This is a genomic window from Flavihumibacter fluminis (assembly GCF_021491375.1).
GTDB lineage: Bacteria > Bacteroidota > Bacteroidia > Chitinophagales > Chitinophagaceae > Flavihumibacter > Flavihumibacter fluminis.
The window spans coordinates 632,514-653,673 of sequence record NZ_JAKEVY010000003.1 but is presented as its reverse complement, the minus strand read 5'-3'; the positions used below and the strand labels follow the sequence as shown (position 1 = coordinate 653,673).

Here is a 21,160-nt window from a genome sequence, read left to right as displayed (position 1 = left end):
ATCAAATAATTAATTACCTGTTAATGTCAATCCTTGTAAAGCCAGGGTTGTAAAGCTGCCTTCTCCGGAAGGCTTGCTCACTAGGTAAAGTTTATGAATTTTTCCATCAGTTACTGGTTCAATTGCTGCTGAAAGCATAGTGCCGCCAAAACTTCCTGGTTTTACAGCCGGATGACCTGTGGTTCCAAGCTGTATGGTTCCCAGTAATTTACCATCCGGTGCATCCAGCCTTACTTCAAAACCAATCGCCTGCTTCGGTGCTTCCTGCCAGCCTGCTGTAAGCTGTATACCTTTGACTCCGGTCAGATCAATATCAGGAATTGCAAAATGGCCAGCACCATTCGGAACTATCATTAATGTCATTCCATTATAATTCATAACCGAATAATCTTTCATATCAGCAGCTTCTGCAAAATTCAGGATTGGATGCCGGAGTGCTGCCTGTGCAGAGGAAGAAAGCGAACGCAAACCAGGTCCGCCTTTATCTGAATAGGTGGCAGAGATTACCAAAGCTCCGTTTGGCTTCACCGGCTTTCCTAATGTTGGCTGCAGGCTTCCGGAAACCGGAAGGGATTTCTGTTTGTTTCCGGCATTCAGGGATTGAATCCAGTTTACAATTTTAGCCGCATCTCCGGGCTTCAGATCCGGATGCGCAGGCATTGCTACCTCTCCCCATACGCCTGCGCCACCTTTGATCATCTTGTTGATCAGGTAACTGGCGGCATCCGCCTGGCCAGCATATTTTTTAGCTACTTCAAAATAAGCCGGACCAATCGACTTTTCATTTTCCTTGTGACAGGATTTACAATCCAGCGACTGAATCAGGCTCTTACCAATGATTACATCTGAAACAACCTGGTGACCAAGATTAGCGCCAGCCTTATCAAAACCTTCCACGTAATCTGCAGATATGTATAAGTCTGTTAGATCTTTACCTGCATTCGGATCGTCCGCATCTTTCACCTGCACTTCATACTGCACAGGAATACCAGGAAAATAAAAGCGCTGATTTCCCTTAAGCATCACTGTTACCTCAGGTGCAATGTTGCCCGCATAGAGGGCCGCACCGGCAGATTTGCTGCTTGCTTTTGAAGGATCGCTCACTTCTACTGTTATTTCATAGTCGCCTGCTTTTTCATATGTATGCGTTATAGCAGGCTCTGTTGTTTCCTTGATTACGCCATTGCCCAAATCCCACTTATAACTCATTTTATCTTTCTCTGGATCTTTTGCCTCCACATTTGCCGTTACCGTAAGTGGAAGTTTACCAGAGGTTTTATCAAGTGTAACAGTTCCCACTTTGGGGGCGCGATTGCCACCATTGTAGTCGATCCTGCCAAGACCTGCATCCGGGTTCTTGCTGAACCAGCCACTTCCATATTCAATGAAATAGAGTTTGCCATCCGGACCTACTTCCATATCGATCATGCTGTTGAACCGGATATTGGAGAGAAAAGGTTCCATCTTATCAAAATCGCCATTGGGCAACATGGTCACCGCTTTTACCCAACCCCTGATCCAGTCGTAGATAATGAGTTTACCATTATAATAATCGGGCAACCGGGTTTCAGCAGGAAAACGATCGGTGTAATATACAGGACCCGCCATTGCATTTCTTCCGCCTGTCATCACCTGCGGGAACTCCGCAGATGGACCATAGGGATACCAGATAAAAGCCGACTGAGGAACCGGCAGTTCTTTAACACCTGTATTATTGCGGGAGTTGTTTAACGGCTTATTTACATCAAACTTTGCACCGGTAGTTCCCGTACCATAATCATACTCATAATAGGGTTTGTTATCGGCAATAAAGAAAGGCCATCCGAAATGACCGGCTTTCCTGGCCTGGTTTACTTCATCATATCCTCTTGGACCACGGGTATCAAAACTGTCCACCCCAGCATCCGGCCCCACTTCACCCCAGTATAGATAACCTGTTTTCTGATCTACTGAAATACGATAGGGATTACGGTTACCCTGCACATAAATTTCAGGTCTTGTTCCGGGCGTTCCTTTCGGATAGAGATTACCATCCGGAATTTCATAACTGCCATCCTCTTTTACCCGGATACGCAGAATTTTGCCCCGGAGATCATTTGCATTACCGGAAGTGCGACGTGCATCATATTGCTGATGTCCGGGACGGTCATCCAGCGGTGCATAACCATGACTTACATAAGGTTGTTTGGGTTCATCAAAAGGAGTAGCATTATCACCGGTTGAAACATAAAGTAATCCGTCTTTGTCAAACGCAATGGAACCACCTGTATGGCAGCATATATTACGATCGGAATGAAATTCCAGCACTACTTTTTCATTAACCAGCGTGTCTTTTTCAAATGTGAAGCGGGATAACCGGTTTACGGAAGCTTCGGCCGGACTGTAAAAAATAAACACCTGCTTATTCTTTTCAAAATTAGGATCCGCCTGTAATCCAAGTACTCCTTCCTCTGCGTTTACTCCCGGTGTTTCCGTTTTCCAGTAAGCATTCAGAAAGAGTGCCTGTTTAACAGTTGAATCGCCGGACTTATAATAAAGAATCTCGCCCCTTCTTTGCGCAATCAGGATATCCAGGTTAGGCAACACCGTTAGTTCGGTAGGCTCGAAGAAAGTGCCGTTTACCAGCATGGTTTTGGTGAAACGATCTTCATCCGGCACCATCGCTGTTTTTGCTTTTGAATAATCGAGCTTTTTATTTTTTCCAATGGCATATTGTATACCACCAAGCAAATGTTTTAAAAAAGCCTCTTCTGTAAATGATTCTTTGGTATGACCCAAAGCTGTATAAAAAGCGCGACCGCCATCGTATTCATGATACCAGGACATCGGGTGATCATCACCGTTTTTTCCACCATTATAACTCTTCTCATCAATTTTCATGAGCACAGATACAGCATTGTTCATTTTTTTATAGCTATAGAACTCATCGGTACGTTTCCAGTCGGCAGGCAGGTGTTTGGTTGCTGCATGCGTATTGTCAACTACCTTTAATACACCTTCCTGTACATTGGGAAATGTATCAGTAATTCCGGGATGATCCAGAAAATATCCACCAACCATTCTGCCGTACCAACCCCAATCATATTCAGTATCTGCAGCAGCATGCACACCCGCATAACCACCTCCTGCCTGAATATAACGCTCGAAGGCTGCTTCCTGGTAATGGTTTAATACATCACCTGTAGTGCTTAAAAAAACTACAGCAGAATAATTACGCAGACTGTCTTCATTAAAATAAGTTGCGTCTCTTGTGGTATCCACATCAAAACCATTTTCTGCACCCAATTTTTGAATGGCAGCCATTCCATCAGGAATGGAATTGTGATAAAATCCGGCTGTTTTACTAAAAACAAGAATTTTCGGTTTACCGGGACGGGAATTACAAGAGGGAAGAAAAATCAGACCTGATACTACCAAAACCAGGATTCCGGCGAAGAATCGTTGCATGCTATTGAATTAAATTTGTTAAAGCTACCGAATTGCTACAGTATTTATTTATACTTTCTAATTGAATAAATCTATTTTTTTAACTTGTTTGCTATACTATGACATCTGATAATATTTACAGATATATCCAGATTGATGATCGTTCTGTAACACCCAAATACCAGCAACTTATTAGTTCCCTGCTTAAAGCGGTAGAATCAGGAGGCATTACAACCGACTATCCCCTACCTTCCATTAATGAATTAAGCTATGAGCTGGATATTTCCCGCGATACCGCTGAAAAAGCCTACCGGCATCTGAAGCAAATGGGCGTTATCGGCTCCGTACCCGGAAAAGGTTACTTCATAATCAAAACGGATATTTCCCAAACCATCCAGGTTTTCCTCTTATTCAACAAACTCAGCGCACATAAAAAAATCATCTACGATTCTATGGTATCCATGCTGGGTGAAAAAGCAGCAATTGATTTTTATATCTACAACAATGATTACGGTCTGTTCAAACAACTCCTGCGCAATCTCAAAACAGATTATACGCATTGTGTGATCATACCTCATTTCCTGGAAGGCGGCGAATTGGCTTACCAGGAAATCAATGCGATAGAAAATGCTCAACTTATCCTTCTCGACAAAAAGATCCAGGGTATTAACCGTCCTTTCGGCGCAGTGTATGAAAATTTTGAACGCGATATTTTTTCCGCCCTCGGGGAAGCACTGCCTGCTCTCCAGCGTTATGATACCATTAAAATTATTTTTCCTTCCTACACGTATTTCCCAGATGAAATACTAAAAGGCTTTCTTCATTTCTGCAGGGAATATGCCTTCCAGTATAAAGTGGTCGCCAACATCAAAGAGGAGACCATTTCAAAAGGAGAGGTTTATATCAACCTGATGGAAGAAGACCTCGTGGTATTATTGGATAAAATTCAGCAAATGCAATGGCAACCCGGACAGGATGTAGGTATCATCTCCTACAATGAAACACCACTTAAACGTTTTATTCTGAACGGCATTACTACTATCTCTACTGATTTCAAAGCAATGGGCGAAGCAACTGCCAGAATGATTATCGACAATCAACTGAGTGAAGTTGAAGTACCCTTTAAACTCACTCTGCGTCCATCGCTCTGATTATTTTTTCTTCATTGCTTCGGCAATACCCTTTTCAACCAGGGGTTCCATGATTTTGTATCCTGCTTCCGTAGGATGAATGCCGTCGTTTGCCAAATTCGCCGGCAATCCCTTGCGTTCATCCGCCATCGCACCAAAATAATCTACGTATACCAGTCCCTGCTTTTTGGCATATTCTTTCAACAGTGCATTCAATGCAACTACTTTTCCCGCAGGCTCCTTGCCCGGGCTCCAGGGGAAATCATAGGCCGGCAGCACTGAACAAAGAACCACTTTGATATTATTTGCTTTCGCTATCTCTGCCATGGAAACAATATTATCAAAGGTCTGCTCAATTGTCATAGGCCCGGTATTACCCGCAATATCATTTATCCCTGCCAGGATCACTACTACTTTTGGTTTTAGGTTGACAACATCCGGTTTGAAACGCAGCAGCATCTGGGGAGTGGTTTGTCCGCTTATACCACGGTTGATGTAAGGACGACCTGAAAAGAAACCGGGGCGACTGTTTTTCCATCCTTCCGTAATGGAATTTCCCATGAACACCACCCTTTGCTCACCAGCTTTAGGTGCACCGATTGCTTCATTGTCTTTCGCAAACCTGCGGAAATTAGCCCAATCATTTTTATTTAAAAGCTCCTGTTCCATACTACCTTTTTTCCATCCCTTATAATCGGTATTCGCTTTCCATCCGGTTGGATTTACAGGCCATAGCCAGCCATGTTCTCCCATCCAGTCGGCCACCCTTTCCATCCATGTATCGGTATGCAGGTTCTGTTTGCGCATGCCGAATCCATGTCCGCCAGTTTCATACATGTGCAATTCCACCGGTTGTTTTGCTGCAAGCCATTTGTTGTAGATATCCACGCTATGCGGAGCCAGTCCCAAATTGTCATTCGAAGCTGCAATTACAAATGCCGGCATTGGAACAGATGGTACAGTTGTTTTACCTGGTAATCTTCCTGTATACGCATAAACCGGAACAATAAAGTCCGGGCGGTTTTTTTCTTCTGCATTATACGCAACCGACATTGTTACATTACCTCCTGCAGAGAAGCCCATAAAACCAATCCGGTTTTTTGCAATGTTGAACTCATCGGCATGCGCTCGAACATATTCCACTGCTTTTAGTCCGTCTTCCATGGTCATTGGCAGCACAGTTGCATAATCGTATTTCTCGGCGCCGTTCCCTGAAATAGCTTTCCCCATTTCAATGGTTGGTTCATCCGTAAGACTTTTAACCAATCTATACTTCAATACAAAGGCAGTAACTCCTTTTGTATTTAACCATTTGGCAACATCAATACCTTCACTGTTAATCGAGAGTGCGTGAAAGCCCCCACCAGGAGCTATAATCACCGCCGTATTGGTGTTATTTCCCGCGGGTGCCGGATAAACCGTGATACTGGGTTCGGTAACATTATAAACCACCGGAGTCTGCCAGGAACTATTCTCCAGGTATTTCTCTGTCCAGTTCCAATTTTCAGAACCGGGTGCTTTACCATTGTATAACTTAATTACCTGCTGCGCATAACCTATACTGTTAGTACATCCAATTATCAACAGCAAAACAATCAATCGTTGCATAGTTGTCGGGGATTTTGTCTCCTAAATATACTTCAAGTTTGATGGTCAGTTGGAATTCAATTTCTGCATTCGAACCGATACCTGCCGGATCCGATCCGCACCGGGATAGTGCCCTCAACAGCTCCCAATGGTTCAAGATCTGTCCGGCCCAATAAAGGCTTTCCGGATTCCGAAATATCTGCTGCAGAAGTAGCCGGACAAAAAACTGTAGCAATCGTATTGGGCGGTACAACGATCTCCATAATCAACCGGTCATCTTCCAGTTTCCATCCTGCAACCATTTCGCCATAAGCAGTATGCAAGCTCGCTTTGGCATAAGTCAGCTTTCCACCTGTATGAGGCCGAACAAAAAACTGCTTAAAGCCCGGATGAGCGGGATCAGCCTGAATTCCGGTTATGTGTTCATACATCCATTCTCCAATTGCGCCATAGGCATAATGATTAAAGGAATTCATACCCGCATTCTGAAAACTGCTATCGGGCTTTTGGCCGTCCCAACGCTCCCAGATAGTGGTTGCACCCATCTTTACCGGGTATAACCAGGAAGGATAAGTTTCCTGCAGTAATAAGGTGAAAGCAAGGTCTTCATGCCCGAAACGGGACAAGACTTTACACAGATAAGGTGCGCCGAGAAAACCGGTAGTAAGGTGATTGTTATAGGATTTCACGTTTTCTGCCAGTCGGTTGGCCGCTTGCTGCCGCATGGATTCGGGTAACATATCAAACTGAAGAGCCAGCACATAAGCAGTTTGGGAGGAAGAAACCAACCTTCCGTTGGGAGTTAGATATTCCTGTTGAAAAGCCCTTTTAATTTCGTTTAATAGTAACCGGTAGTTGGCAGCATCCTCCGTTTTTCCCAACACTTCAGCAGCCTGCATGGTAAGCTGGGTACTGTATGCGTAGAAACATTGTGCAATCAGGTATTTATCCGTAATAGCTGCACGGCCGTCGGTATCATCATCAGGACGATAAAACAGCCAGTCGCCAAAATGGAAACCTGTATTCCACAAATTTTTATTGCTCTTACTGCTCATGAATTTAATCCAGGCCTGCATGCTTGCGTACTGTTCAGCCAGTGTACGCAGATCGCCATACACTACCCATTGCTGCCAGGGAATGATGGTTGCCGCATCTGCCCATCCTGCAGAGCCAACAGCCCCTTCACCCAGCACATTGGGAACCACAAAGGGAACCGCGCCATTGGAAAGCTGATCCAGTGAAAGATCTTTCAGCCATTTGGAGAAGAAGGCACGTACATCAAAGTTGAAAGTAGCAGTGCGATAAAATGCCTGTGCATCGCCCGTCCAGCCAAGTCGCTCATCCCGCTGCGGGCAATCAGTAGGCACATCCAGAAAATTCCCCCGCTGACCCCATTGAATATTTTTCTGCAACTGATTGATTAACGGATTCGAAGTTTCAAATTCCCCGGTTTTTTGCATATCGGAGTATAATACATAGGCAGTATAATCTGCCGGATCAGGATCCTTCGACAAGCCTTCAATCTTTATATAACGAAAGCCCTGAAACGTAAACTTGGGTTCAAATTCCTCCAAACCATTACCCGATAATACAAACTGATTTAACTGTTTGGCGGAACGCAGATTCTCGGTATAGAAATTTCCTTTTTTATCCAACACTTCAGCGTGATAAATGGAGATAGTGTCACCTTTGTTACCGCGAACTTTCACACGCACCCAGCCCACCATGTTCTGACCAAAGTCCAGCACTTTCTCACCTTTGGGAGTGGTGATAAATTTCACCGGCTGTAATACTTCTCTTTTTCTGATCGGCTCATTCTGGGTAGCAACCAGTGCTTTGGTATAGGCGGGCATTAATTTTACCGGCGCCCAGTTGCGATCATCAAAACCAGGAGCAGCCCAACCTTTCAGCATTCTGTTATTATCAATGGTTTCACCGTGATAGATTTCCGAGGAACGAACTTCCGCAGAGGAGCTTTTCCATTTTTCATCGGACAATATCCAGTCAGTACTGCCATCACTGTAGGTAATTTTCAACTGGTAGAGCAGGGCGAGTTCTTTGCCATAGAAATTATTTTGTCCGGCAAAACCGATATAACTTCTGTACCAGCCGCTACCCAAACTAACACCAGTTACATTTTCGCCGGGTTGCAGTAATCCACTCACTTCGTATACCTGGTACTGCAGGCGTTTATCGTAGCTGGTCCAGCCGGGAGATAAATAAGCATCCCCAATGCGTTTACCATTTAGTTGTGCTTCATACATACCCAGGGAGGTAATGTATAAATGAGCGGACCTGATTTTTTTCTTTGCTGTACTAAAGGAACGCCGAAGAACAGGGCTTGGCTTGCCCTCTTCTTCCTTCGCAACACCGATCCATTTAGCTTTCCAGAAGCCTGGATCAAAAGCGCCGGTATGCCAGTAGGCCCAATCGCTCCATTTGGATGCTTTATTTTGCTGATCCCAGACCCTGACTCTCCAGAAATAGGTTTCACCGGAACTCAATGGTGCTCCTTTATAGGAAACCAGTACCGAACTATCAGAAGATTGTTTTGCCGATTGCCAAACCTGTTTACCATTGATTGCACCCTGCCGAACTTCCAGTTCATAGGCAGCTTGACGGATTCCCCGTTGTGTACCGGTTAATTGCCAGCTAAAGCGGGGTTGCGGATGATCCAGACCCAGCGGATTGGTAAGGCTTTCTGTCTTGAGATTCGTAATCGCAACCTGTGAAAAAATGGAGGTACAAAGCAGGAGTAGTATGATACTCCCTGAAATTCTGGCAATCATATACAATCGTTGGCTGATTAATTTGCCTAAGTAACAGGGAAACCGGCGATTGACCGTCCTGAGCTGTGCTGACTGCTCCTATTTTTCAGCCCAGTAATCAATTACCAACACCTTCTCCAGGTGAGGTTTCAATACTGCGCCAAATGCTTTATGATCGGGATGGGGTAAGTAGATTTCGCGGTCTTTTTCAGAGTTAAATGTCAGGAAAAAACAATGCGTAAATCCCTGATCCAGGCCTTCGGGACTATTATTCGTACCCCATTCAAAACCTTTGATCTGCGGTATTTTTGAAGGCAGGGCCCGAAAAGCGTCTTCCACTTTTTTAATATCGGCCGCGCTGCTGCCCGGCTTAAAAGAGAACAGCACCACATGGCGAAGTTGCCTGTGATGCTGTTGTTTCGTTTGTGCCTGTATGGTAGTGCTCATTAAAACACTTATAAAAACCAGTGTGATAAATTTATACATATCGGGTTAATTAGGCATAACTGATGCTTACTCCACCGTCCTTCTCATCCTTCAGTAATATACCTAATTCCTGTAACTGGTTTCGGATTTTATCAGAAGTAGCGAAATCTTTTTTCGATTTGGCCTCTCTCCGGATATCGATCAGCAATTGTAACACACCATCCAGTTTGCCATCCTGTCCGGCTGCAGCCTGTTCATCCTGCAATCCGAAAATATCTTCCAGGTACACTTTAAAAGCCTTTTGCATTTTTTCGACAGTGGCTTTAGAGAGTGCATCAGCCGGGATATGTTTATCTTTCATGCCATTGATCACAGGTACCAGTTCAAACATATTGGCCAGCACCTTGGCAGTGTTGATATCATCGTTCATGAATTCATCAAATTCATCCACCAGTTTATTGGCTTTTGCATCCAGTTCCGCATCTGCTGCTGAAGAGCCTCCGGCAGTAAAGCCACTTAATACCTGGTAGGCATCCCATAAGCGGCGCATTCCTTTCTGAGCTGCCTGCAGGGCTTCATTTCCGAAATCAAGTGTACTTCTGTAATGGGTCTGCAGGATAAAGAAACGAACCGTCATCGGGTGATAAGCCTGTTCCAGCAGGGGATGTGTACCGCTGAAAAGCTCGGTTAGTTTGATCACGTTGTTATAGCTCTTCCCCATTTTCCGGCCATTAATGGTGATCATGTTATTGTGCATCCAGTAACGGGCTGGAACGTGTTTGTTGCAGATCGTACTTTGAGCGATTTCACTCTCATGATGCGGGAATTGCAAATCCATACCACCTCCATGGATATCAAACTCTTTGCCCAGGTATTTGGTAGCCATGGCAGAGCACTCGATATGCCAGCCAGGGAATCCTTCCCCCCAGGGACTGGCCCAACGCATGATATGCTCAGGCGGAGCAGCCTTCCAAAGAGCGAAATCCTGTTTGTTTTGTTTTTCATCCTGGCCTTCCAGTTCACGGGTGGTTTCCAGGAGATCTTCCATTACCCGCCCGCTTAGCTTGCCATAGGGATAATGCTCGGCATATTTTTTTACATCAAAATAAACGGAGCCATTCCGCTCATAGGCATAACCTTCCGCCATAATCTTTTTAATCATTTCAATCTGCTCAACGATATGCCCGGTTGCAGTTGGTTCTATGGATGGATCCAGGGTATTGAACTGTTTCATCGCCCAGTGGAAGAGATTGGTGTACTTGGTCACCAGTTCCATCGGTTCCAGTTTCTCGATCTGGGCCTTGGTAGAGATCTTATCCTCGGCTTCCCGGCCTTCTTCTTCAAAATGGCCGGCATCTGTAATATTCCTTACATAGCGTACTTTATAGCCCAGGTGAACCAGGTAACGGTTCAATACATCAAATGTGATATAGGGTCGTGCATGGCCCAGATGACTTTCACCGCTTACGGTTGGACCGCAGACATACATCCCGACATAACCCGGTACAATGGGTTCAAATACTTCTTTCTGTCTTGTGTAGGAGTTGTAAACTTTCAATTCAGCCATGATCTTATGGATTGCTTGCAAAAATAAAGGGATAACGCTCTTAGGGGGTAAAAGATTATATATTGGGAATTATTTCACTTTGATAACCGGGTGGAATCCGGGAGACGAAAATCCGTAATCAGCGGAAAATGATCCGAAAGCTGGGGATGCGGATTGCGGCACTGGACAATTTCAAATGCCGGATCAAGCAGGGTATAATCTATGCGGAGGGTTGGAGAAATAGAAGAATAGGTTCGTCCTACCCCAAACCCTTTTTTAGTAAATGCATCCTGATAATCTCCCTTTACCCGATTGTATACATAGGAATGTGGAAGGTCGTTAAAGTCGCCCGTAATAATAGCCGGATAGGGGCTCTTATCCAGTTCCTTCCGCACTTTATTTGCCTGATCCTGTCTAAAACCGTACGCCTGCCTGAATTTCCTGAATATACCTACTGATTTAACGAGGGTACTGTCATCACCTTTTTTGATGTCTTCCAGGCTTTGAAATTCTGTGCCTGTAAAGAGAAGGGATTGCAGGTGAGTGGTCATTACACGGACCATCTGGCCATGTATATTCAAATCTGCATAGATATAACTTTCATTCGCTTTCTTTTCTTTAGGCCCATCAAACTTTCCCCGGAAGGTCTTTTTAATGGGAAATTTGGAAAAGATCGCAACTCCATGTTCATAGGCAGTATCCGGCCGGCGATGATCCATCGCGTAATAGAAATACCGGAAACCCAGGCTATCGCGAAAAAAAGGGATGTTTTCAGCGAAGCGTTCAGGATCATTTGACTCAAAAAACTCCTGCATACAGAGGATATCCGGATCCTGGATACGGATATAGGCAAAAATCTGTTTGCGAAGGGTGCGGTTGCGTTTGGTGCCGGGTCTCATCTGACCAAATCGTTCCACATTCCATTGCATAATCCGGACGGTGCCCTCCTGTTTCGTTATAACTGAAGGCGCCATCAGGTGAAACGCAAAAAAAGCATTGATGGATTTCCAGCTAACCACCAGCACAAGGAAGGGCAGGATAAACCATTTGCTCCGAACAACAATCCAGAAAATCAGGATACCAAGTAAAACGATCAGCAGGAAGGCATAGCCAACCCCAAGCAGTGCGATATACCAGTATTTCGAAGGAGGCAGAAATGAGGAGACACAGGCCAGTCCATAAAGCAGGCATATTACAAAAGTCAGCGCTACCAACAGCTTTTTCGAAATTCTGCGCAATGGGAGTGGCATTTCCGAAATTACAATTCCTCTTCGTTTGCCGCCCTTTTCAGAATATCTTTTTCTTCGTCGGTTAACATATGATAGCCCTCCTGGTTGATCTTATCCAGTATCTGGTCTATCCTTTGTTGTGTGATATGAGGATATTTTTTAAAGGGTGCCTGACCGCTTACTTTATAGAAGAAATTATCCTTTTTCTTTTTTGTTTTGCGGGAAGGTTTTTCCGGATTAAAGAGATTTTCAAACCAATCGAAAAACTGGTTGATCCAGGAACTCCAGTCCCGGCCCCGCCGCATCTGGTAGATAAACATAAAACCTGTTGCCCCACCTGCAATCTGTGCCAGGTAAATCTCTGGCCGGGAAACGGGCATGCCTGCAAAGTTTACAATGATATAAACTGCAGTGATTATCCAAAGCGGAATACCTCCGTTAATCATGGGAAAGATCCGGTAATCCGGAGCTACTGAAGTAGTGGCAACCGCAACGGCGAGAATGGATGCATTGGCCCCCATTAATGTGATTCCTGCCATTTGTCCTGCGGGATGTGGAACAAGGTAATGGGAGATTACAAAAACAATTCCTCCAACCCAGCCACCCAGCAGATATACCGGAACCAGTTTCCGGTTGCCGGTCATATCCTGAAGAATGTAGCCAAACATCCATAACCAGAGCATATTAGCCAGTATATGGAAAACATCCGTATGTGTAAACATGAAGGTCAGCAGGGTCCAGGGACGTGTGGCCAGTTTTTCAACAGCAGCAGGCATCCTGAACCAATCCAGTACGGTTGGTTCAAAAGAATTCATATTCATCCCGCTCAACTGGTAGATGACATAAATAAATTTGAGCAGCACAAAAAGTACTGCGTTTACCACCACCAGGTTCACCAGTGCATTTCCATCTGCTCCCAGCAGAATTCTTCTGCCGCTTCTTTGTTCCTGCAAATTCATAGGTTACCCCCTCTTAATAAAACGTATTACGATTTGTTTTGTTCCAGATCAACACCAGTATGAAACCAGCCAGCGCCCCGCCCAGGTGGGCCCAATGTGCAACATTATCACCATCCACCCGCGCAAATGCGCCAAACAGGTCCAATGCCATAAACCCGGGAATCAGGTATTTTGCCTTGATCGGAACCGGTATAAACATAAGCATCAGTTCTGTATTGGGAAACAGGTAAGCGAATGCAGCCATAATTCCCATGATCGCACCCGATGCACCAACAGCCAAATCAAAATTCGGATCAATAAAAAGTTGCGCTACGCCGGCAGCAATTCCACAGATGATATAAAAATTAAAAAATCGTTTCGCTCCCCACAAATTTTCCAGGATCGGCCCGAAAATAAACAGTGAAAACATGTTGAAAAAGATATGCATCAATCCGCCATGCAGAAACATATAGGTTACCAGCTGCCAGATCCTGAAAAAGGGCGAGCCTAACGGGAAGAGGGCCCCGTAACGCTCAATCAGAAATCCCTTATCCTGAAACAAAAACTGGGCAAAAAAGACCAGTACATTTGCTATGATGATATTCTTGACGATGGGTGATAATTGCCTCATACTAGTTTCTCCTTTTTAACTGAACTACGTTTTCAATGTGATGGGTATGCGGAAACATATCCACCGGTTGCACTTTTGTTACGATATATCCTTCATCTAGCAAACTCAGATCACGTGCCTGGGTGGCGGGATTACAGCTCACATATACTACTGTTGGAGCTCCCATTTCCAGGATTTTCTGTACCAGTTTTTCATGCATGCCTGCCCTGGGAGGATCCGTGATGATCACATCCGGTTGACCGTGTGCCTGAAAAAAAGCATCGTTGCAAATATCCACCACATCACCGGCAAAAAAGGCAGCATGGCGGATTTGATTGAGAGCGGCATTTTCTTTTGCATCCGCGATGGCATCCTCAATTACCTCAACACCAATCACTTTGGCGGCATTCCGGCTCACAAAAATGCCGATACTGCCGGTACCGCAATACAGGTCATAAACAGTTTCTTTCCCGGATAGTTCGGCGAAATCCCGGGTTACCTGGTAGAGGCGTTCCCCCTGCCGGGTATTGGTCTGGAAAAAAGACCTCGGACTAATTTTAAACTGAAAATCCTCCAGTTGCTCCATCGCATACCCCTTGCCTTCGTACACAATTGGCTCCTGGTCGTGTAAGCTATCGTTGAATTTGGTATTAATAGTATACAACAGGGTAGTAATTCCCGGAACCTGCTGTAACAGGTGGTTCAGCAGGGCTTCGCGCTTTTTTTTGTCCTCCCGGCCGAATACTAAATTTACCATTACTTCCCCGGTCGTAAGCACTCTTATCAGGAGGGTACGCAGAAACCCTTTATGTTCCCGGATATCGTAATAATCAAGCTGGTGCGCAGCAGCATAGTCGCGAATGCAATTCTTAATGGCATTCGTGGGTTCCGCCATCAGGTGGCAGGTTTTGATATCAATCACCTTATCAAAAAGCCTTGGAACATGAAAACCCAGGGCATTTTCCGGCAGGATCTCTTCCCGGGTGCGAATTTCCTCCGCACTTAAATAGCGCCGGTTGCTGGCAGTAAACTCCAGTTTATTCCGGTAATACCGGGTTTGATCACAGCCCAGAATCGGTGAAATTTCAGGTATCACTACCTTTCCAATTCTCCGTAACTGCTGTTCCACTTCCTGTTGCTTATATAGCAGTTGCTTTTCATATGGCAACATTTGCCACTTACATCCACCACAAATCCCAAAATGCTCACAGAATGGCTCTACCCGGTCGGCAGAGAAGCTGTGAAAATGTTCAGCACGACCTTCAGCCCAGTCTTTCTTGTTTTTACTCAGGCGTACATCCACCACGTCACCGGGCACCGCCCCCTCAATAAAAACCACTTTTCCCTCCACCCGGCTCAATGATTTACCTCCGGCTGCATAGTCTTCAACTGTTAATTTTTCCAGTCGCAGGTTCTTTTTACGCATGCGGCAAAAGTAAACACAATATTATTGTGGCCAATTCGTGAAATTAGCAGTTAATGAAACCAATGAAAAACTGGATCCTGTGCATCTGTCTGGGAATTTGCGGACAAGTTCTTGCTCAATCAGGCAATTCTACCGGTTATGAAATCAGGGTAAGCCTGAATGCCTACCAGAACCAATACCTCTACCTTGCCTATCATTATGGTAAAACCAAGGCCCTGGCGGATTCTGCCCAGGTGCAGGCCAATGGTACCGCTGTATTTAAAGGGAACAAACCGCTGCCTGGTGGTATATACATCATGGTATCTCCCAAAAAAGAATTTCTTTTTGAACTGCTGGTGGACAAAGAACAAAAGTTTTCCGTACAGGCAGATACTGCCCGATTGCACGATATAAAATTTACCGGAAGCAGTGACAACAATGAGTTCCTGGCTTATACCGGTTTTATCCAAACCCGGGGAAAGGAAATCTTCGCTCTGCAAAAACAGCTGGCTGCGGCTCCTAACAAGAAGGACTCTCTTGCGTTACAACAACAGATCGGACAATTGAATACGGCAATTCAACAGTATCGGTCAAATTATATCAATAAGTCGCCCGAGAGTTTTTTAAGCGCTTTGTTTGCGGCGCTCCAGGAACCGGTTATCCCCCCGGCAGCCCAGCACCCGAAAGGAGTTTACGATACGGCATGGGCCTACCAGTATTTTAAAGATCATTACTGGGACAATATAAGCTTCAGCGATGAGCGCCTGGTTCGAACACCATTTTTTGAAGGCCGACTGGAGCGCTATTTCCGTAACCTGGTATCTCCTGAGCCGGATTCCATCAAAAAGGAAATTGATTATATGCTGCTGTATGCCCGGAGCAGTAAAGACATGTATCGGTTTCTGCTGACCCATTTTGTTCAGAAGTATATTCAACCGGAATTCATGGGCCAGGATGCGGTATATGTCCATCTGTTTGAAAAATACATCAATGAAAAACCGGAGGTGGACTGGTTTACGGAGAAATACCGCAAGCACATGACCGACCGGGCCTATTCACTAATGGCCAACCTGATCGGCAACCCGGCCTGGGACCTTCCACTGGTGGATAGCACTGGTAAACTCAGACCACTATATGAAATAAAAGCAAGTTATACGGTAATCTGTTTCTGGGATCCTACCTGTGGTCATTGCAAGGAGCTGGTACCCAAACTCGATTCCATATACCAGGCCAAATGGAAAAGCCAGGGTATCAAAATCTATGGAGTAATGACAGAAGGGGGCAAAGAAAACTGGACTAAGTTCATAAAAGAGCACAAACTGAACGACTGGATCCATGTGTACCAGACACCTGAGCAGCGAAAAGAAGAACAGGATGCAGGCAAGCCCAATTACCGCCAGTTGTACGATGTATATCAGACCCCGGTTTTATACCTGCTGGATGATCAGAAACGAATTATTGCCAAAAAGCTCACCTACCAGCAGATGGATGAGGTCATCTCGATGAAACAACAAAAGCAAGCATCCAAATGAGTTGGAAAAAATGTTTTTTGCTGCTAACAACTGTTTTGTTGCTGATGCCTGCTATCATGCACGCACAAACGCTGTTCAGTTTTGGAGGTAACGAGGTTTCCAAACAGGAGTTCCTGGAAGCTTTCAGGAAAAATAATCCAGAAAAAAAAGCGAGCCGCCTGGAATTGGAAGAATACCTGGAACTCTATATCCGGTACCGGTTGAAAGTTCAATGGGCCTACCAGGCTCAATTGGATACGCTACCATCCATACAGATGGAGTGGGAACGATTTCGTAACCAGGTTGCCGGACAGTACGTGACCGACGACAGCACCTTACAGGAATTGATTGATGAGGCTTTAAAACGATCAGCCACTGAAAGGTTAATCTCACATATCTATGTTGCGGCCGGCAATGATTCAACTGCTGCGGCAGCTAAAATCAATGCAGCGAAAGCAGCTTTAACCAGGGGGGAACCATTCGAAAAAGTGGCGCTTCAATTCAGTGAAGATCCTTCCGTGCAACAAAATAAAGGATTGATTGGCTGGATTAGTGTGTTTACACTCCCTTATGAGCTGGAAAACCTTGCCTATACTACTTCATTAAATCAGGTAAGTCCGGTTTATCGTTCTGCTTCCGCCTTTCACCTGTTTTACGTACAGAACAGCAGGCCTTCCACCGGAAAAACCAGTATTGCGCAGATATTTTTGGAAATCCCGGAAAACGCAGAAGAGGTTATTCGAAAAAAAGCGGATTCGCTCTACCAGCTACTAAAAGCCGGTGCTGATTTTGCGCAAATGGCCTATCAGTTCAGTAATGATAATGCAAGTTATCAGAATGGTGGAGAGCTGTTACCATTCCAGGCGGGAACCTATGACCCGGCATTCGAAGCGGTTGTGTCGAAGCTGGATAAACCCGGTGCGATCAGTGCCCCCTATCGAAGCAGCCAGGGCTTTCATATCATAAAACTCTTATCCCGGGAAGCACTCCCTGAAAGCACAAATGAAGAATTCAAGGAAGATATCAGAAACAGGGTGCTTGCATCGGATCGCTATCAGAAAGCGAATGAAGCTGCTTACCTGAAAGCAAGAAAGTTGACGGGCTTAAAGATGCTACCGGTAAAGGGCACGCGAAATGCATCCAGTCCTATTGCATCTATCGGCAAGCGGATACTGACCGAAGGTGAGTTTCAGTTATACCGGCAAGACCAGTCGGGCTTAGGTTCTTCCGGTCAAAAACTGCCATCAGAGGAAATGCAAAGAGAGAATTTTATAAGGCAACAGGTCATGCAGGAATACCTGCGTAACCTGGAGATGTATCGCCCTGACTTTGCCGCACAATTAAAAGAGTTTCGTGAAGGCACCCTGATATTTGAAGCGATGCAACAGCAAATCTGGGATAAAGCCGCATCAGATGAAAAAGGGTTGCAGACTTATTTTACACAACATTCAGCCCGTTACAAATGGAAGGAAAGCTTCCGGGGAGTGCTATTTACCTGTTCCGATCAGGCCACCGCAACCACCCTGTATGATCAGATTAAATCGCAGCCACAGCAATGGAATACCATTCTACCCCGCTTTAAAAATACTGTGCTCGCAGACACTGGTCGTTATGAGTACGATCAGCTACCCTTTCACCTGGATGCTGTGAAACTGGCAGTCGGTGGGCTTTCCAATCCGCAGCAAATTGAAGATTCGGAACAGTTCGGGTTTGTTTATTGCATAGAAAAATTACCAGCCAATCTGCCCCGCGACTTTGAAAATGCCAGGGGGTATGTACTTAACGATTATCAATTACAACTGGAAGAAAACTGGATTCAGGAACTGAAAAAGACCTATCCGGTAAAAATCAACAAATCGGTTTTGAATAGTCTTAACAGGTAATGGCATGGTTTCTGCGTTTATGCCTAATCGTTAACTTTGACACCCATAAATCAAACACTATCATGAAGAAAATGATTTTGGTGATGGCAGTAGGAGCCATCACAACCGCAGTGAAAGCACAGGACAATAAACTCTATCTGAAAGGCGGTTACAACCTCGCCAATGTAACTGTAACAGGTGATGGCGCAGTAGATGATGCACGGGCGCTTTCCAGTTTCCATGCCGGTTTAATGGTAGATCTTCCCATTGGAGCGGGATTGCTTTCCCTTCAGCCAGGCATTCTTTATACTGGCAAGGGTACTAAAGTAGAGAATGGAAAAAGTACCGATGCAAGCTATTTCAAAGCAACGGCCAACCCCCAGTATATTGAAATCCCAATGAACCTGGTGGTGAACCTTCCTTTGGCTGACAAGGAATCCAAATTCTTTGTAGGTGCTGGTCCTTATGCAGCTATGGGCATCGGAGGGAAGAATAAAGTAGAAGGAAAAGTTTTTGGAGTAGGATTCAAATCTGAGGAAAAAATTGAATTCAGCAATGATGATCCCACTACAACAGGAACCGAAGAAGGTGCCGGAGTAGGCTACATGAAGCGTTTTGACTTTGGCGTAAATGGCACAGCCGGATTCGCTTTTAAAAATGTCTTACTCTCCATCAATTATGGACATGGACTCACTAAAATAAATTCAGGCAGCGATAACGGCGCGGATGACAAACTGAAAAACAGGGTTTGGAGTTTGTCTCTGGGTATTAGTCTGTAAGGACGTGAGACGTCAGATGTCAGACGTGAAACGTGAAACGTCAGACGTGAAACGTGAGATGGAAAAGAATGTAATTTCTGACATCTCACGTCTCACGTCTCACTTTATACAAGCTCTTTCACCACATTCCAGATCACTTTAGGCTTTCCAAGCGTATAATAATGCAGGACAGGGACGCCTGCTTTTTTTAATTCGCGGCTTTGGTTAAGCAGCCATTCGGTGCCCACCAGTTCAACATCTGCATCCGCTTTACACTTCATAATTTCAGCGGAAAGTTCATCCGGAAGATCCACATGGAAGGTCCGGGGTAGTATGGTCATCTGCTTTTTGTTGGTAATAGGTTTTAACCCTGGAATAATGGGCACATTGATACCGGCAGCGCGACAACTTTGTACAAAATCAAAGTATTTCTGGTTGTCAAAGAACATCTGGGTAACCACATATTCCGCACCCGCTTCCACTTTTGCTTTCAGGTATGCGATATCGGTAGCCTTGTTAGGCGCTTCAAAATGTTTTTCCGGATAACCGGCCACACCCACACAAAAAGTACCTTTTCCAGGATCCTTCACCTCTTCTTCCAGGTAAATGCCATGATTCAGATCAATTACCTGCTTCAGCAAATCAATTGCATAACGGTTGCCCCCTGGCTCGGGCTCGAAAAAAGTTTCGTTCTTTGCTGCATCCCCTCTTAACACCAGCACATTATCGATACCCAGGAAAGCGAGATCAATCAATGCATTCTCCGTTTCTTCCCTGGTAAAACCGCCACAAATGAGGTGAGGTACCGGATCCACATTATAATGCTGCATGATGGCCGCACAGATACCAACGGTACCGGGGCGTTTTCTAACTTCAATTTTATTAAAACTGCCATCCGCCTGCTTTTTGAACATCGTCTCGCTTCGATGGTACGTTACATTGATAAAGGACGGTTTGAATTCCATCAGTGGATCTAGGTGGTTGTATATCGCATTGATGCCCTTTCCCTTCAACGGCGGAAGCACCTCGAATGAAATCAATGTATCTTTCGCCTGGTTTATATGTTCAATTACCTTCATGATTACGCTTGCCTGTTAATAAACTATCTGCAAACTTAGGATGCCGTTAGGATATAACAAGGTATTTTTGCCAAAAGCAGGATCCCTTGAGTTTAGTTATCACCACCAATGAACTGGTAAAGCGATATGCCAGCCGGACTGTTGTAAATCATGTTTCCGTTTCGGTTAAACAGGGCGAGATTGTAGGTCTGCTCGGACCAAACGGCGCCGGCAAAACCACCACATTTTATATGGTAGTGGGATTGATAAAACCCGATGAGGGGCGTGTATTCCTGGATCAGAGGGATATAACAGAACTCCCCATGTATAAAAGAGCACAGCTGGGAATCGGCTATCTGCCGCAGGAAGCTTCTGTATTCCGCTCCCTTTCTGTGGAAGATAATATCCGCTCTGTACTGGAAATGACTAAACTTACCCGCCAGCAACAAAAGAATAAACTGGAAGAATTACTGGATGAATTCAGATTGCACCATGTTCGCAAAAACAATGGCGACAGCCTGAGCGGAGGTGAACGAAGAAGAACTGAAATCGCCCGGGCATTGGCGGTAGATCCGAAATTTATCCTGCTGGATGAGCCCTTTGCAGGGGTGGATCCGATCGCGGTAGAAGATATTCAAACGGTGGTAGCCCGTTTAAAGTATAAAAATATTGGCATCCTGATAACCGATCACAACGTAAATGAGACCCTGTCCATCTGTGACCGTGCCTACCTTCTCATCGACGGAAAAATTTTCAAACATGGTACCGCAGAGGAGCTGGCAGACGACGAACAGGTACGCCGGTTGTACCTGGGCCGCAACTTCGAACTCAAACGAAAAGATTATCTGCACGAAGAAGTGATGAAGGGGATCAGCGATTTACCCCAGTTTGAAGACTAATTTTCGT

At 45.1% G+C, this 21,160-nt stretch carries 15 protein-coding genes; 5 read left to right on the top strand and 10 right to left on the bottom strand.

Translation table 11 applies throughout. From position 1 onward, the window contains the following. Positions 1 to 9 precede the first annotated feature (9 nt). Positions 10 to 3,447: a ThuA domain-containing protein gene (locus L0U88_RS14030; RefSeq protein WP_234866702.1), complete on the bottom strand. Its 3,438-nt coding sequence runs from the start codon at positions 3,445 to 3,447 to the stop codon at positions 10 to 12. Between the two features lie 98 nt (positions 3,448 to 3,545). Between L0U88_RS14030 and L0U88_RS14025 the strand changes: the two genes are divergently transcribed. Then, a complete protein-coding gene (locus L0U88_RS14025; protein ID WP_234866701.1) occupies positions 3,546 to 4,577 on the top strand; it encodes a winged helix-turn-helix domain-containing protein in 1,032 nt (343 codons plus the stop codon). Here L0U88_RS14025 and L0U88_RS14020 read toward each other — a convergent pair whose 3' ends face one another. From L0U88_RS14020 to rlmD, 8 genes are all read right to left on the bottom strand, one after another. After that, entirely contained in the window at positions 4,578 to 6,164 is a 1,587-nt protein-coding gene (locus L0U88_RS14020; RefSeq protein WP_234866700.1) for a GDSL-type esterase/lipase family protein, read from the bottom strand. A gap of 56 nt (positions 6,165 to 6,220) precedes the next feature. Beyond that, on the bottom strand, positions 6,221 to 8,932 hold the full coding sequence (locus tag L0U88_RS14015) for an alpha-L-rhamnosidase (RefSeq protein WP_234866699.1): 2,712 nt from the start codon (positions 8,930 to 8,932) through the stop codon (positions 6,221 to 6,223). A gap of 78 nt (positions 8,933 to 9,010) precedes the next feature. Next, a complete protein-coding gene (locus L0U88_RS14010) occupies positions 9,011 to 9,397 on the bottom strand; it encodes a Dabb family protein (protein WP_234866698.1) in 387 nt (128 codons plus the stop codon). A 10-nt stretch (positions 9,398 to 9,407) separates the two neighbouring features. Beyond that, positions 9,408 to 10,904 (bottom strand): cysteine--tRNA ligase, encoded by a 1,497-nt coding sequence (gene cysS / locus L0U88_RS14005; RefSeq protein ID WP_234866697.1) that lies wholly within the window; start codon positions 10,902 to 10,904, stop codon positions 9,408 to 9,410. A 74-nt stretch (positions 10,905 to 10,978) separates the two neighbouring features. Further along, entirely contained in the window at positions 10,979 to 12,133 is a 1,155-nt protein-coding gene (locus L0U88_RS14000) for an endonuclease/exonuclease/phosphatase family protein (RefSeq protein ID WP_234866696.1), read from the bottom strand. An 8-nt stretch (positions 12,134 to 12,141) separates the two neighbouring features. Continuing rightward, the gene (locus L0U88_RS13995; protein WP_234866695.1) at positions 12,142 to 13,065 is read right to left on the bottom strand and encodes a rhomboid family intramembrane serine protease; all 924 of its coding nucleotides are present in this window, start codon (positions 13,063 to 13,065) and stop codon (positions 12,142 to 12,144) included. 19 nt (positions 13,066 to 13,084) lie between these two features. After that, positions 13,085 to 13,681, bottom strand: a complete 597-nt coding sequence (locus tag L0U88_RS13990) for a rhomboid family intramembrane serine protease (RefSeq protein WP_234866694.1) — start codon at positions 13,679 to 13,681, stop codon at positions 13,085 to 13,087. Position 13,682: 1 nt separating this feature from the next. Next, positions 13,683 to 15,086, bottom strand: coding sequence for a 23S rRNA (uracil(1939)-C(5))-methyltransferase RlmD (gene rlmD, locus L0U88_RS13985; RefSeq protein WP_234866693.1), 1,404 nt, complete (start codon positions 15,084 to 15,086; stop codon positions 13,683 to 13,685). A gap of 53 nt (positions 15,087 to 15,139) precedes the next feature. On the opposite strand from rlmD, the gene L0U88_RS13980 reads away from it, so the two are divergent. The 3 genes from L0U88_RS13980 to L0U88_RS13970 all read left to right on the top strand — a co-directional run bounded on the left by L0U88_RS13980 (position 15,140) and on the right by L0U88_RS13970 (position 19,217). Continuing rightward, a complete protein-coding gene (locus L0U88_RS13980) occupies positions 15,140 to 16,597 on the top strand; it encodes a TlpA family protein disulfide reductase (RefSeq protein WP_234866692.1) in 1,458 nt (485 codons plus the stop codon). Beyond that, complete coding sequence (locus tag L0U88_RS13975) at positions 16,594 to 18,459, top strand: peptidylprolyl isomerase (protein ID WP_234866691.1); 1,866 nt, start codon at positions 16,594 to 16,596, stop codon at positions 18,457 to 18,459. Before L0U88_RS13980 ends, L0U88_RS13975 begins: the two co-directional genes overlap by 4 nt. Positions 18,460 to 18,521: 62 nt before the next feature. Continuing rightward, complete coding sequence (locus L0U88_RS13970) at positions 18,522 to 19,217, top strand: porin family protein (RefSeq protein ID WP_234866690.1); 696 nt, start codon at positions 18,522 to 18,524, stop codon at positions 19,215 to 19,217. A gap of 104 nt (positions 19,218 to 19,321) precedes the next feature. Here L0U88_RS13970 and metF read toward each other — a convergent pair whose 3' ends face one another. Next, a complete protein-coding gene (metF, locus tag L0U88_RS13965; RefSeq protein WP_234866689.1) occupies positions 19,322 to 20,275 on the bottom strand; it encodes a methylenetetrahydrofolate reductase [NAD(P)H] in 954 nt (317 codons plus the stop codon). 86 nt (positions 20,276 to 20,361) lie between these two features. Between metF and lptB the strand changes: the two genes are divergently transcribed. Continuing rightward, complete coding sequence (lptB, locus tag L0U88_RS13960) at positions 20,362 to 21,153, top strand: LPS export ABC transporter ATP-binding protein (protein WP_234866688.1); 792 nt, start codon at positions 20,362 to 20,364, stop codon at positions 21,151 to 21,153. Positions 21,154 to 21,160: the final 7 nt, after the last annotated feature.

What these genes read in the sequence shown, in the direction of transcription:
- L0U88_RS13990 (WP_234866694.1), bottom strand. Translation starts at nt 13,681, where the DNA reads ATGAGGCAATTATCACCCATCGTCAAGAATATCATCATAGCAAATGTA.
- L0U88_RS14010 (WP_234866698.1), bottom strand. Translation starts at nt 9,397, where the DNA reads ATGTATAAATTTATCACACTGGTTTTTATAAGTGTTTTAATGAGCACT.
- L0U88_RS14025 (WP_234866701.1), top strand. Translation starts at nt 3,546, where the DNA reads ATGACATCTGATAATATTTACAGATATATCCAGATTGATGATCGTTCT.
- L0U88_RS14020 (WP_234866700.1), bottom strand. Translation starts at nt 6,164, where the DNA reads ATGCAACGATTGATTGTTTTGCTGTTGATAATTGGATGTACTAACAGT.
- L0U88_RS13975 (WP_234866691.1), top strand. Translation starts at nt 16,594, where the DNA reads ATGAGTTGGAAAAAATGTTTTTTGCTGCTAACAACTGTTTTGTTGCTG.
- L0U88_RS14030 (WP_234866702.1), bottom strand. Translation starts at nt 3,447, where the DNA reads ATGCAACGATTCTTCGCCGGAATCCTGGTTTTGGTAGTATCAGGTCTG.
- L0U88_RS14000 (WP_234866696.1), bottom strand. Translation starts at nt 12,133, where the DNA reads ATGCCACTCCCATTGCGCAGAATTTCGAAAAAGCTGTTGGTAGCGCTG.
- L0U88_RS13970 (WP_234866690.1), top strand. Translation starts at nt 18,522, where the DNA reads ATGAAGAAAATGATTTTGGTGATGGCAGTAGGAGCCATCACAACCGCA.
- cysS (WP_234866697.1), bottom strand. Translation starts at nt 10,904, where the DNA reads ATGGCTGAATTGAAAGTTTACAACTCCTACACAAGACAGAAAGAAGTA.
- L0U88_RS13980 (WP_234866692.1), top strand. Translation starts at nt 15,140, where the DNA reads ATGAAACCAATGAAAAACTGGATCCTGTGCATCTGTCTGGGAATTTGC.
- metF (WP_234866689.1), bottom strand. Translation starts at nt 20,275, where the DNA reads ATGAAGGTAATTGAACATATAAACCAGGCGAAAGATACATTGATTTCA.
- rlmD (WP_234866693.1), bottom strand. Translation starts at nt 15,086, where the DNA reads ATGCGTAAAAAGAACCTGCGACTGGAAAAATTAACAGTTGAAGACTAT.
- L0U88_RS14015 (WP_234866699.1), bottom strand. Translation starts at nt 8,932, where the DNA reads ATGATTGCCAGAATTTCAGGGAGTATCATACTACTCCTGCTTTGTACC.